This is a genomic window from Variovorax sp. LjRoot175, assembly GCF_964253805.1.
Taxonomy (GTDB): domain Bacteria; phylum Pseudomonadota; class Gammaproteobacteria; order Burkholderiales; family Burkholderiaceae_C; genus Variovorax.
Window position 1 is genome coordinate 4,908,139 of sequence record NZ_CAXURY020000001.1, and the last position, 12,828, is coordinate 4,920,966.

12 protein-coding genes and 2 pseudogenes are annotated in these 12,828 nt (G+C 65.0%); 9 read left to right on the top strand and 5 right to left on the bottom strand.

What is annotated here, in order from left to right; all coding sequences use genetic code 11:
• Nucleotides 1–148: 148 nt before the first annotated feature.
• The 7 genes and pseudogenes from ACSQ89_RS24405 to ACSQ89_RS24435 form a co-directional block, all read left to right on the top strand.
• A pseudogene (locus ACSQ89_RS24405) lies at nucleotides 149–307 on the top strand (helix-turn-helix domain-containing protein); the annotation flags it as partial.
• A gap of 163 nt (nucleotides 308–470) precedes the next feature.
• A pseudogene (locus ACSQ89_RS24410) lies at nucleotides 471–1,034 on the top strand (substrate binding domain-containing protein); the annotation flags it as partial.
• Nucleotides 1,035–1,198: 164 nt separating this feature from the next.
• Entirely contained in the window at nucleotides 1,199–1,648 is a 450-nt protein-coding gene (locus ACSQ89_RS24415) for a YybH family protein (protein ID WP_436293407.1), read from the top strand.
• Between the two features lie 311 nt (nucleotides 1,649–1,959).
• A complete protein-coding gene (locus tag ACSQ89_RS24420; protein ID WP_436293406.1) occupies nucleotides 1,960–2,868 on the top strand; it encodes a helix-turn-helix domain-containing protein in 909 nt (302 codons plus the stop codon).
• A gap of 169 nt (nucleotides 2,869–3,037) precedes the next feature.
• Nucleotides 3,038–3,784: an SDR family oxidoreductase gene (locus tag ACSQ89_RS24425; RefSeq protein WP_436293405.1), complete on the top strand. Its 747-nt coding sequence runs from the start codon at nucleotides 3,038–3,040 to the stop codon at nucleotides 3,782–3,784.
• Nucleotides 3,785–3,916: 132 nt separating this feature from the next.
• Nucleotides 3,917–4,654, top strand: a complete 738-nt coding sequence (locus ACSQ89_RS24430; protein WP_436295722.1) for an SDR family oxidoreductase — start codon at nucleotides 3,917–3,919, stop codon at nucleotides 4,652–4,654.
• 106 nt (nucleotides 4,655–4,760) lie between these two features.
• A complete protein-coding gene (locus ACSQ89_RS24435; protein WP_436295702.1) occupies nucleotides 4,761–6,026 on the top strand; it encodes a carboxymuconolactone decarboxylase family protein in 1,266 nt (421 codons plus the stop codon).
• Nucleotides 6,027–6,387: 361 nt separating this feature from the next.
• Here ACSQ89_RS24435 and ACSQ89_RS24440 read toward each other — a convergent pair whose 3' ends face one another.
• The 4 genes from ACSQ89_RS24440 to glmS form a co-directional block, all read right to left on the bottom strand.
• Complete coding sequence (locus ACSQ89_RS24440; RefSeq protein ID WP_436295703.1) at nucleotides 6,388–6,762, bottom strand: VOC family protein; 375 nt, start codon at nucleotides 6,760–6,762, stop codon at nucleotides 6,388–6,390.
• A gap of 307 nt (nucleotides 6,763–7,069) precedes the next feature.
• A complete protein-coding gene (locus ACSQ89_RS24445) occupies nucleotides 7,070–7,486 on the bottom strand; it encodes a TA system VapC family ribonuclease toxin (RefSeq protein ID WP_436295704.1) in 417 nt (138 codons plus the stop codon).
• 7 nt (nucleotides 7,487–7,493) lie between these two features.
• The gene (locus ACSQ89_RS24450) at nucleotides 7,494–7,733 is read right to left on the bottom strand and encodes a DUF6364 family protein (protein ID WP_436295705.1); all 240 of its coding nucleotides are present in this window, start codon (nucleotides 7,731–7,733) and stop codon (nucleotides 7,494–7,496) included.
• A 278-nt stretch (nucleotides 7,734–8,011) separates the two neighbouring features.
• Complete coding sequence (gene glmS / locus ACSQ89_RS24455) at nucleotides 8,012–9,892, bottom strand: glutamine--fructose-6-phosphate transaminase (isomerizing) (RefSeq protein WP_436295706.1); 1,881 nt, start codon at nucleotides 9,890–9,892, stop codon at nucleotides 8,012–8,014.
• 138 nt (nucleotides 9,893–10,030) lie between these two features.
• Here glmS and ACSQ89_RS24460 point away from each other — a divergent pair, with 138 nt between their 5' ends.
• On the top strand, nucleotides 10,031–10,546 hold the full coding sequence (locus ACSQ89_RS24460) for an Lrp/AsnC family transcriptional regulator (protein ID WP_436295707.1): 516 nt from the start codon (nucleotides 10,031–10,033) through the stop codon (nucleotides 10,544–10,546).
• On the opposite strand, the gene glmU is transcribed toward ACSQ89_RS24460, so the two are convergent.
• A complete protein-coding gene (gene glmU / locus ACSQ89_RS24465) occupies nucleotides 10,500–11,936 on the bottom strand; it encodes a bifunctional UDP-N-acetylglucosamine diphosphorylase/glucosamine-1-phosphate N-acetyltransferase GlmU (protein WP_436295708.1) in 1,437 nt (478 codons plus the stop codon). The genes ACSQ89_RS24460 and glmU overlap by 47 nt on opposite strands.
• Between glmU and ACSQ89_RS24470 the strand changes: the two genes are divergently transcribed.
• Nucleotides 11,935–12,825, top strand: a complete 891-nt coding sequence (locus ACSQ89_RS24470) for a DUF6279 family lipoprotein (RefSeq protein WP_436295709.1) — start codon at nucleotides 11,935–11,937, stop codon at nucleotides 12,823–12,825. The two genes, glmU and ACSQ89_RS24470, sit on opposite strands and share 2 nt — an antisense overlap.
• Nucleotides 12,826–12,828 lie beyond the last annotated feature (3 nt).

A 12,828-nucleotide genomic window follows, 5' to 3' on the forward strand; every position in this document is an offset into this window, starting at 1 on the left:
CGGCGCGACACCTGCCACTGAATTCACGAGCGTTGGCGTAGTTGAGTTCGCCGTCGCGTCTCGGCATGGTAGCGACGACGACCGACTCAAACCGGTACGCTGATCGTACGAAACTGCAAGAAGGCCGATGAACACTGACAAGAACGCGATGGCCCTCTACGTGCGGGTGGTCGAAGCGGGGAGCTTCTCCAAAGCGGCTGCGCGTGAGGGCGTGCCGGTGTCCACGGTCAGTCGCAAGATTGCCGAGTTGGAAAAGGCGCTGGGCGTTCGTTTGCTCGAGCGCTCGACCCGGCAACTGCGCATGACCGAGATCGGCCAGGGCTACTTCGAGTCCTGCCGCCGCGGCCTGACCGAGTTCGAGGCGGCCGATTCCCTGGTGACGCAGCGCCAAGCCGAAATCTCGGGCCGGCTGCGAATCTCGATCCCGCCGAGCATGTCCGACTTGGCGGTCGTTCCGTTGGTCAGCCGCCTTCCAGCAGCGCTATCCCCAGGTGACGGTGCACTGCCTGGTGACCGAACGCTACATCGACTACATCGCCGACGGCATCGACCTGTCGATTCGCGGTGGTCAGCCGAGCAATCGCGACAGCAGCGTCGTCGCCCGCACCGTCGCCGTCCAGCGGCCGCGGTTGCTGGCCTCGCCGGACTACCTGGCTCGCATCGAGTCGGTGACGCGACCGGAAGACGTGGCTTCGCATGTACAGCTCGCATTCGCCCGCTGGGAGCGACCGCTCGCGTGGACGCTGAGCCGCGAGCACGAGTCGGTGCGCATCGAGCCGGAGCCGCGGCTGGTGCTCAACGACTATGCGAGCGTGCTGCAGGGCCTGGTCAGCGGGCGGGGCGTCTCGGAGTTGCCCAGCTTTCTGTGCCAGGCGGCGCTGCAGCAAGGCCGGTTGGTGGAGCTGCTGCCCGAGTGGCGGTTCGCCAGCGCCAAGCTGAGCGTCGCGTTCCCCAGCAACAGAAACCTGTCGCCGCTGGTGCGTGCCTTCAAGGACTTTTGCGTGAGCTACTTCGAAGCCCATCCCTTGCCGTGAAGGCCGCCGCAGCTGTCAGCTTCTCAGTGGCGAGAAAGTGATTTGAGCCCGCACCGGCTAGTGCGACCGAGGCCCGATCCCTATTGTTCATTCCGCGCGAATCGCCGCGTCAACACAAGGATTGAACATGATGAAGACCTCTTGGGCTGTCGCAGCTGCTTGCCTTGCTCTTCAAGCCGTGGCGCCCAGCGCCCAGGCCCAGCCGTCGAGCGGCGCAGGCCGGCCAGCGGGCCGAAATCGAGCAGTTGCTGAACAAGTACGAGCACGCGCTGAACACCGGCGATGTGAATGCTGCCGTGCAGCTCTACACGGACGATGGCGTGTTCATGGCGCCGGAGAGCCCGACGGCCATCGGCACCAAGGTGCTGCGCGAGGCCTATGCCGGCGTCTTCCAGGCGATCGCGCTGAAGCTGAAGTTCCAGATCGCCGAGGCGAAGCTGCTGTCGCCGGAGTGGGCCATGCTGCGCACGACCTCGAGCGGTACCGTCAAGATCGTTGCCAACGGCGCCGAGATTCCGGACAGCAACCAGGAGCTGTTCCTGCTGCGCAAGACGGGCGGGCAATGGAAGATCGCCCGCTACAGCTTCTCGTCAGTTCTGCCGCGCGCGAAGTGATCTCGGTTGACCACCATGACCAACGACGCAAGCAAGAAGATTCGCGTCGGCATCATCGGGCCGGCAGGCTCTTAGGTGTATCCGTTCCACGCGCTTCGAGCCGGTACGTTCGGGCAGATCGACATCACGCGCTACTCGCTGTCAGAGGCAGCGCATGCGCATGACGACATTGCCGCTCGTCGTCGCTCGGGGTCAGCCATTTTGGTGCCGTAGCGCGCCGCTCATTCGGCGCTCGGAAGTAGCATTCGCCCTATTCCCGGCGCGCCTGGCCGATTTGAAGGGCGCTGGCAGCACTCACCCTTCACCGAACGATGCCCCTGCAGGAACGATCCTCCGCCGAAGCGCTCGACGAACGCGTGCCCGGCGAGCTGCTCGCCAGCAGCAAGGGGCGGCCGTGGAAAGATCTGTTGGTGCAGGTCTTCCTTCGCCGGCCCGTCCAGGAGAGCCTGATCATCCCGGCGGTTCCCGAGCCGCTCATCGTGTGGGTGCTGTCGGGAAGCGCTGTCGTCGAGGAGCGCGAACTCGGGGGGCGGTGGATGGCCAGCCGGGTGCGCGCCGGAGACTTCTTCCTGACCACCTCGCCCAAGCCTTGCGAACTGCGATGGACGACCGAAGGAAAGGAGCCCTTCCAGGTGATGCACATCTACCTGGGATTCGACGTCATGAAACGCGCAGTGCGCGACGTCCACGGCGCAGACCAGGTTGAGCTTGCCCTGAGGGAGGTGTCCGGGGCGAACGATCCAACACTCTCGATGTTTCTCGGTCAGATTCGCAGCGAGCTCATGGGCCACCGTCAGCCGAGCACGCTGATGGTCCAGGGCCTGGCGCAGGGCCTGGCCGTGCACCTGGTTCGCGCCTATCCCGACGCCGGCCGGCGCCCGCCCGCCCCACGCGGCGGGCTGCCCGCATTCAAGCTCCATCGCATCATCGCCATGCTCGAAGAGCGCCTGGGCGAGGAATTCCGCCTGCAGCCCCTGGCACGCGCCGCAGGCCTGAGCGAGTTCCACTTCTGCAGAGCGTTCAAGAAGACCACTGGTTTCTCCCCCTCCCGATACTTCATTCGCCTGCGCGTCGACAGGGCGCGCCGCCTTCTTCGCGAGACCGGCAAGCCGGTGATCGAGGTGGGACTCGATGTGGGCTACGCAAGTCCGAGCCACTTCGCACAGGTATTCAAGCGCGAAGTCGGCGTCGCGCCGAGCGAGTACCGCGGGCAAGCCTGACCGCCGCTGCTCCGACAGCAAAACCCCGACAGGGTCCGCAAGGCAGCGAGCGCTCGAAAAGCGCATCGCCGCGACCATTCATCCCGTGCCCGGCGAAGTTCAACGCTTCTCGACAGCTTGATCGTTGAGGCACGCAAACCTCAACTTTGATGAATGGAAAAGGACTGTCATGGAACTCAATGGAAAAGTCGCACTCGTGTCTGGCGCCTCGAGCGGCATCGGCGCCGCGACCGCGCGCAAGCTGGCGGCCAACGGCGTGAAGGTGGGCGTTGCCGCCCGCCGTCTGGACCGTCTGGAGCAGCTCGTTGCCGAGATCCGCGCTGCGGGTGGCGAGGCCGTGGCGATCGCCATGGACGTCACCGATCCTGCGGCAGTCTCCGCCGGCGTCAAGAAGCTGGCCGACACCTACGGCGCGATCGACATCGCGTTCAACAACGCCGGCCTGATGCCGATCTCGGACGTCGAGAGCCTGAAGACGCACGAATGGCACCGCATGATGGACGTCAACGTCAAGGGCCTGCTGAACACGACGGCAGAGGTCCTGCCGTACATGAAGAAGCAGGGCGGCGGGCACATCGTCAACACCTCCTCGATCGCCGGGCGCAAGGTGTTCCCGGGCCTCGCGGTCTACTGCTCCAGCAAGCACGCGGTGACCGCGTTCTCGGAGGGTCTGCGGCTGGAGGTTGCACCCAAGCACAACATCCGCGTCACCTGCATTCAACCGGGCGCTGTCGAATCCGAGCTGTTCGAGCACATCTCCGACGAGAAGTACCGCGCGCAGATGGAGCAGTTGAAGGATCAGATGACCTTCCTCAAGGCCGAGGACATCGCCGACACGATCCTGTTCGCGCTGAAGGCGCCGAAGCACGTGAATGTGGCGGAGGTCTTCGTGCTGCCCACCACGCAACCCTGGTAAGAAGGTTCGCACTGGCGAGGATTAGGCAAGGATGGGCCGGAATTGGCATACCGCTCTCCCGTCCCTCGTTCCTAGACTTCATCTCATCCCTGCAACAGCGCATGGATTCAACCCACCACCCTAGGAGCAGTCATGTCTGGAATTGAAGGAAAAGTCGTGGTCATCACGGGCGCCAGCAGCGGAATCGGCGAGGCCACCGCGCGTTTGCTGTCCGAGCGCGGCGCTCGCGTCGTGCTGGGCGCTCGCCGAACCGAAAAGCTGGAATCCATCGCCGGGGCAATCACCCGCGAAGGCGGACAGGCCCGCTTTCGCGCAGTCGACGTGACGAAGCGCGAGGACGTCGATTCGTTCGTTGAATTCGCCACGCGCGAGTTCGGCCGCGTCGATGTCATCGTGAACAATGCGGGGGTCATGCCGCTGTCGCCCCTCGAAGAGACCAAGGTCGACGAATGGGACCGGATGATCGACGTCAACATCCGCGGCGTCCTGCATGGCATCGCCGCGGGCCTGCCCCGGATGCGGGCGCAAGGCAGCGGACAGTTCATCAACATGGCTTCGATCGGGGGGCACACGGTGTCTCCGACGGCCGCGGTGTACTGCGCGACCAAGTTCGCCGTGCGGGCGATCTCGGAGGGCCTTCGCCAGGAGGTTGGCGGTGATATCCGCGTGACGGTGGTCTCCCCTGGCGTCACCGAGTCGGAGCTCGCCGAGAGCATCTCGGACGCGAGCGCGCGCGAAGTCATGCGCGGCTACAGGCAGATCTCGATCTCGCCCTATGCGATCGCGAGAGCCGTGGCCTTCGCCATCGACCAACCCGACGACGTCGATACCAGCGAAATCATCGTTCGGCCGACGGCAAGTCCCTATTGAACTTGCTCGGCCGCCCACCGCATTTCAACTTGCTCCGCCATTGTTGCGTAGGACATCTGTTCGGATGCTCGAAGGCAAGTGACGAGCTGATCACAAAGGAATCTCGATGACCAACGACAACGGCAAGACCGCATCGGACAACGATGCGCCGCGTTCCGATGATGCAGAGGCGCGCCACGCGCGGGGCCTGGCCGTTCTTCGGCAGATCGGCGGGCCCGAGTACGACGGCCCGATCGGCCGCCTTGCACGCGTATCGCCGGACATGGCGCGCTTCACTGTCGATTATCCCTACGGCGACGTTCTCTCGCGCCCCGGGCTTGATCTTCGGCTTCGACAGCTCTGCAACGTGGGCTCGCTCATCGCTCAGGGATCCGTTCAGCCTCAGCTGCGATTTCACATGGAAGGTCTGCTGAATGTCGGAGGCAGCGCTCAGGATCTCGTGGAAGTCATGTTCATCGCCACGGCGATCCTTGGTTTTCCGGCGGCGATCAACACGATCGGGATCGTTCGCCAGATTCTTGCGGATCGGTCCACCCCGTTCTCTCCGATGCTGCCGGAACCCGATGCTGGCAGCAGCCGGTACGCGCGCGGTCTCAAGGCGTTCGGCGAGCTCATGCAAGGTCCACCCTCGGACCATCTTGCATCGTTCGAGGCCATCTCGCCCGAACTGGCGCAATGGTCGATCGAGTTCGCGTTTGGAGATGTGCTGGCGCGCGGCGGGCTCGAGAACAAGACCAAGCATCTCGTCATCGCGACCATGCTGGCAACGGTCGGCAACCGCCAGGATGCGTTGCGCCTCCATCTCGAGAGCGCCCTCAAGGTCGGCACCACAAAGGACGAAATCATCGAAGCGCTGATCCAGGTCAGCGTCTATGCCGGCTTCCCTGCCGCGCTGAACGCATTCGGTGTCGCCGCACAAGCATTCGAGGAGCGTGATGAGCTGCCCGCTGTCGATTCTGCCGTTCAGGGCCCGAAGCCCAGCGCGGAGAACGGGGCCCGGAGAAGGGAGCGCGGGCTTGCCGCGCTCGCCGCGACCTCGGGTGGATCGGGCGAAGCCGTTGTCCGCAGCTTCGAGGACGTGGCGCCCGAGATCGGCCAGATGATCGTCGAGCATTCCTATGGCGACATCTTCTGTCGTCCCGGACTCGATCCGAAGACGCGTGAGCTGACGGCCTGCGCCGCGCTGGCAGGTCGCGCGACCCAGACGACGGAAACGCCCTTGCGTGTGCACATCAATGCTGCGCTCAACGTCGGCGCCAGCCGCGAGGAAATCGTCGAGACGCTCCTGAACATGGTGGCCTACTTCGGCTTTCCGGTGGTACAAGGCGCGACGCGGATTGCGGGCGAAGAATTCCAGAAGCGCGGACTGTGACCATGGATGAGCGAGCCATGCGCTCACAGAAGGGGCGGGCCGAACTACATTCCTGTGAAAGAATCCAGTTCTCATCCGCGAACTTCAGCCTCATGTCGAAATCTGCCCTCCTGTTCCGCGCCAATGAAGTCTGAGACACGGACGCGGGGCAGTGCCGGGCCAGGTTTCGCCGCGAAAGTCTGGGACAGGCTTTGCCATTCGACGCCCCGGATGCCGAGGTGTGCACCAAAGTTTGAGACAAGCCGAGCCAGAGAGCGGAATGTCCGCTTCTATGAGGACTGGAAGCAGACTTTCAACGTTTGACATGAGGGGCGGCCGCAAGTGAGCAAAGCCCGCTTGTGGACGTCCCCTCGATGGGGTTTTAGGCCTCGGGTTCGTTGCAAACCACTTCGATGTTGTGCCCGTCCGGACCAATGACGAAAGCTGCAAAGTAGTTCGCGTGGTAGTGCGGGCGCAGACCAGGCGCACCATTGTCCTTGCCGCCCGCCTCCAGAGCCGCGCGATAGAAAGCTTCGACTTGCTGGCGATTCTCGGCCGTGAACGCCAGGTGAAGATGCGCCGGCTTCTCCTCGGTTTGGTACAGGCACAATGAAGCCTTACCCTTTGGGCTAAGCTCGACACCGTCCGTCGGGGGCCCCTCCGAGACAACAGCTACGCCGAGCGGCTCGAGTGCCTTGAGGAAGAACGCTTTGCTCGCGGCATAGTCGCTGACTCCGAATTTGACGTGGTCAAACATGAGTTCCCCTGAAGTGTGTGGGCCTGCCTGACGGAGAGGCAACCGGAGCATGCCGCCAGCAAAGCGGCCCTTCGCTGCGGCTCGATGTCTCAGACTTTAATGCCGCGTCTCAGACTTTAATGGCATGTCTCAGACACTAATGGCATGTCTCAGACACTAATGGCAAGGAACACAAGTACTACTACCGTAATTTTCCTAAGGTTGCGGATATTTTTGACTAAGCAACAGCAGGTTGTGGACATTTTCGAGCCTGCACATAGAAGCATCCTCGCTCCTCCGACATAGCAAGATTGGCTTGGCGGCCACGCTACGCCGCGAGTCGTGTGAACTGCGCTCGCGATAGCAGCCGCTTGAAGTCGCCGTCGAACGTGACCAAATGCTCGCCTTGATGGATGACCGCAGCAGCCAGCCAAGCATCCGGTATGTCGTTCGCACCGAGTGCCTTGTCAGCGCACAGCTTGCGGAGCGCAGTCCACTCGGCGCCGAGTGCGGATTGCTCGACACCCGGTGCGGCCAACAGCACGTCCACGAAGCGCAAGGCTTCGGTCGTCGGCGTCGGGTTCACGAATATCCTCGGATGCGTCACAAGCCGCAGAAAGCTCGCGATCACCATCGGCTGCAGCTTCAGTGGCCTTCCTTGAGTTGCGCTGGCGACGGCTTCTTCCAACCAGCTGCGGGCCACTGCATGGTGCGGATGATCGCTACGCGATGCAGCGACCAGCACGTTAACGTCAGGCGTCACTGTCGGCGGCGTCCAACATTGCCTTGTTGCTCAATCCGTCGAGCCCTGAGGCCAGGCCGCCCTTTCCTCGGTAGACGGGAAGGCGCACGGATTTCTTTTGAGGCGGGCATGAGCGCAGGCGCAGTTGGAGCCCTTCTTCAATCAGGCGCGTCAGACTCGTACGCTGCTGCACCGCCAGCGCCTTGGCTTCAGTCAGCAATGTGTCGTTGAGGTTGAGCGTGGTCTTCATGGGCTGGCGAGTCGCAGGACGCGAGTACAGATTTCTGTATTGTAGTGCCAACCCTGGACGATGCCAAGGTCCTTGCCAAGACTGCCCCGGCAAGGGCACCGCCAAAGCCAGCGAAGGCGAAGCCCGCACGAAAGCCGCCGGCGCATGCACGCGCGTCCTGAGCTCGCCCTAGGACAGAGCGCGCGCCCATAACGCTGTTTCCATGGAGACAGTCGCCGGCATCGAGGAACCGCGGCGACTACTACTACTACTACTACTACCGGGCGCCACGTCCGCCCCTACTCCACCGTCACACTCTTCGCCAGATTCCGCGGCTTGTCGACATCGGTCCCGCGCGCGCAGGCCGTGTGATAGGCCAGCAGCTGCAGCGGCACCACGTGCAGCATCGGTGACAGCGCACCGTAGTGCTCGGGCATGCGGATCACGTGCAAGTCTTCGCCGCTCTCGATGTGCGTGTCGCCGTCGGCCAGCACGTAGAGCACGCCGCCGCGCGCGCGCACTTCCTGCAGGTTGCTCTTGAGTTTTTCCAGCAGCGCATCGTTGGGCGCCACGGCCACCACCGGCATCTCGCTGGTGACCAGCGCGAGCGGGCCGTGCTTGAGCTCGCCGGCGGCATAGGCCTCGGCGTGTATGTAGGTCACTTCCTTGAGCTTGAGCGCGCCTTCGAGCGCGATCGGATAGTGCAGCCCGCGGCCGAGGAAGAGCGCGTTTTCCTTGCGCGCAAAGTCTTCGGCCCAGCTGATGATCTGCGGCTCCAGCGCCAGCACCGACTGCAGCGCCACCGGCATGTGCCGCATCTCCTTCAGGTAGCGCGCTTCCTCCGCTTCGCTCAAACGACCCTTGGCTTGCGCCAGTGCGAGCGTGAGCAGGAAGAGCCCCGCCAGTTGCGCCGTGAAGGCCTTGGTCGAAGCCACGCCGATCTCGACGCCGGCGCGCGTGATGTAGGCCAGCTTGCATTCGCGCACCATCGCGCTGGTCGCGACGTTGCAGATGGTGAGGGTCTGCTCCATGCCCAGCGAGCGCGCGTGCTTCAGTGCCGCCAGCGTGTCGGCGGTTTCACCCGACTGGCTGATGGTCACCACCAGCGTCTTCGGGTCCGGCACGGAATCTCGGTAGCGGTACTCGCTCGCGATCTCGACCTGGGTCGGGATCTTCGCGATGCTTTCGAGCCAGTACTTGGCGGTGCAGCCGCTGTAATAGCTGGTGCCGCAGGCGAGGATCAGCAGCTTGTCGATGTCCTGGAACACGCGCCAGGCGGCGGCACCCGGCGCGCCGTCTATGCCGGCACCGTCGAAGAGTTCGGGCACGATGCCCTCGATGCCTTCGAGCGTGTCCGAAATTGCGCGCGGCTGCTCGAAGATTTCCTTCTGCATGTAGTGGCGATACGGCCCCAGCTCCGCGGCGCCGCTGTGCGCGAGCACGGTGCGCACCGGCCGCGTGACCGGCTTGTGGGCACGGTCGACGATCCAGTACTTGCCCGGCTGGATGTCGACCACATCGCCCTCCTCGAGATAGACGATCTGGTCGGTTACGCCGGCCAGCGCCATCGCGTCGCTGGCGAGGAAGTTCTCGCCGTCTTCCTTGCCGGCGCCGAGGATCAGCGGCGAACCGGCGCGCGCGCCGACCACGCGATGCGGCTCGTCGCGACAGATCGCCGCGATCGCATAGGCGCCCTGCAGTTGCCGCACGCTGGTCTTGACGGCCTCGAACAGATCGCCGTCGTAGTGGCTGTCGATCAGGTGCGCGATGACCTCGGTGTCGGTCTGGCTTGCGAACACATAGCCCTTAGCCTGCAGGGCCGCGCGCAGCGCCTCGTGGTTCTCGATGATGCCGTTGTGCACCAGCGCCACGCGGCCGGGCCGCGCGGATTCCGCGTCGGCGCCGGGCCCATGGCTGAAATGCGGATGCGCGTTATGCACCGCCGGCGCACCGTGCGTGGCCCAGCGCGTGTGGGCGATACCGGTCGTGCCCTCGATGCGGTCGTCGCGCACCTGGGCCAGCAGGTCGGCCACGCGCGCCGTGGTGCGGGCGCGCTGCAGGCCCTTCGCATGCACGGCCACGCCGCAGGAGTCGTAGCCGCGGTATTCAAGGCGCTGCAAGCCTTGCACGAGCACGGGAACGATGTTGCGAGCAGAAACGGCGCCAACGATGCCACACATGGAGAAGCTCCTACGGAATTGAAGTCGGTGGGATCGTAGGCGTCTTGTCGCGTAACTTTAGATCAATATTCAATTGATTTTGAATGAATATTTCACTACGACTCACGGACAAACTATTATTTCATTATTATCGTCAATGTGAAATCAATCGACATAGATCAAATCGACCTGCAGCTTCTGGATGCCCTGCAGCAGGATGCCTCCCAAAGCAACCAGTCGCTGGCCGAGCGCTTCAACATCTCCGCCCCCACCTGCCTCCGGCGCGTGCGGCGGCTGCGCGAGGCTGGCTGGATCGAGCGCGAGGTCGCGATCCTCAGCACAGAGCGCGTCGGCGCACTGCTCACCGCCGTGATCGAGGTCTCGCTGGATCGCCAGGACGCCGCTGCCCTCGACGCGTTCGAAGCACGCGTGACGCCGGACGATGCCGTGCAGCAGTGCTACCGGGTTTCGCCGGGGCCGGATTTCGTCTTGATTGCCACCGTGCGCGACATGCCCGGCTACCAGGCGCTCGCGCAGCGCCTCTTCACCAGCGATGCCAATGTGCGCAACGTGAAGGCCTTCTTCAGCTTGAAGCGGGCGAAATTCACTTCGCGCGTGCCTCTGCTGATCAGTCCTTTGGCGCCTTCGTCGGGCGCTGCCAGTTCGCGAAGCTGACCTGCCGCGCGCGCGCCACCGTCAAGGCGCCCGGCTCGGTGCTCTTGGTCACGGTCGAGCCGCCGCCCACCGTGCCGCCGGCGCCGATCGTGACCGGCGCCACCAGCACGCAGTTGCTCCCCACGTGCACGTCGTCGCCGATCACCGTGCGGTGCTTGTTGGCGCCGTCGTAATTGGCCGTGATGCTGCCGGCACCGTAGTTGACGCGCGCGCCGACCGTGGCGTCGCCCAGGTAGGCCAGGTGGTTGGCCTTGGCACCGGCAGCCAGCGTCGAGTTCTTCACTTCGACGAAGTTGCCGATGTGCACTTCGGCGCCCAGGCGGGCACCGGGCCGCAGCCGCGCGAAGGGGCCGATGCGCGAACCCTCGCCGACCGTCACGCCGGCCTTCTCGCCGTCGATGTGGGTGAAGGGATGGATCACCGCGCCGGTCTCGATGCGCGCGTTGGCGATCACGCAATTGGCACCCACGCGCACGCCCGCCCCCAGCGACACCGCGCCTTCGAAGACGCAGTTGACGTCGATCTCCACATCCGATTCGCAAGCCAGGGTGCCGCGCAGGTCGAAGCGCGCCGGGTCCGCGAGCCGCACGCCCTGCGCCATCAGCGCATCGGCCTGGCGAAGCTGATAGGCCCGCTCGAGCGCGGCAAGCTGCGCCGGGCTGTTGACACCGGTCACCTGCAACGCGTCGTCGGTACGGTGCGCGACCACGGGCACGCCATCGATGGTGGCGAAGCCGACCACGTCGGTGAGGTAGTACTCCCCCTGCGCGTTCTTGTTGTCCAGGCGTGCGAGCCAGGTCTTCAGCAGCTGGGCCGGCACCGCCATCACGCCGCTGTAGATCTCGCGGATCGCGCGCTGAGCCTCGTTCGCGTCCTTCTCTTCGACGATCGCCAGGACTTCGCCGTCGCCGTCCTGGGCCGCAGGGGCCCGCACGATGCGGCCGTAGCCGGTCGGATCGTCGACGCGGATCGTGAGCAGCGCGAGCCGGCGCCCGCCGCTTTGCGCCACCAGCGCGCGCAGGGTGGTCTCGCCGATCAGCGGCACGTCGCCCGACAGCACCACCACCGTGCCGTCGTCGGGCAGGAGCGGTGCGGCCTGCTGCATCGCGTGGCCGGTGCCGAGCTGCGGCACCTGGCGCGCGAACAGGGGCACCCTGCCGCTCGCGCCGCTTTCGAGCGCGGCTTCGACATCGGTCGCGCCATGCCCCGTCACGACCACCACGTGGCGCGCGCCGATGCGCTGGGCGGTGTCGACCACGTGCGCCACGAGTGCGCGCCCGCCCAATCGATGCAACACTTTGGGCAGGCTGCTCTTCATGCGCGTGCCTTTTCCGGCCGCCATGATGACGACGTCGACCGGTTCCTGGTTGTCCTGCGGAGTCTTGTTCATGCCTCTTTCCCGAATGCGGATGCGTTGCGCAAAGCTGGCGCGAATTATCGGCGTGCTGCTCGTCGCCTCCGCGCTGGCCGCCTGCAGCGCGATCAAGCTGGCCTACAACAACCTGCCCGCATTCAGCTACTGGTGGCTCGACGGCTACCTCGACTTCGACAACGCGCAGTCGCCGCGCGTGCGCGACGAGCTCGTGCAGCTCCTGGCCTGGCATCGCCAGAACGAGTTGCCGAAGATCGTCGCGCTGCTGCAGAAGGCCCAGGCCCTCGCGTCCGGCGATTTCACGCCGGCGCAGGCCTGCGAGATGGGCGATGAGGTCCGAGCGCGCATGGTGGCGGTGGCGGAGCATGCCGAGCCCGCCGGCGCCGATCTCGCCCTGCGCCTGGGCGAAGCGCAGTTGCAGCAGCTCGAGCGCAAGTACGCCAAGATCAATGCCGACTACGGCAAGGACTGGCTCGAACGCAGCCCCGCCCGCTGGCAGGAGAAGCGCTACGAGTTGCTGCTGGATCGCAACGAGGACTTCTATGGCCGGCTCGATCCGTCCCAGCGCGAGCTGCTGAGGCAGCAGGTGGCGCAGTCGGCGTTCGATCCGCGCTTGATCGACAGCCAGCGCAGGAAGCGCCAGCAGGAGACGCTCGCCCTGTTGCGCCGCTTCCAGGCCGAGAAGACGCCGCCGGCCGAAGCGCGCGCGGCCATCCATGCCTACGTGCAGCGCATCGCCGACCCACCGCCCGGGCCGGCTCGCGACCGGCAACGGGCGCTGCTGCAGGAGGGCTGCCGCAACATGGCGGCGCTGCACGAGCGCACCAGCGCGTCCCAGCGCGAGCAGGCGGTACGGCGGCTCAAGGCCTACGAACGCGACCTGGTCGAGCTGATGGCCGCGCCGTGATGT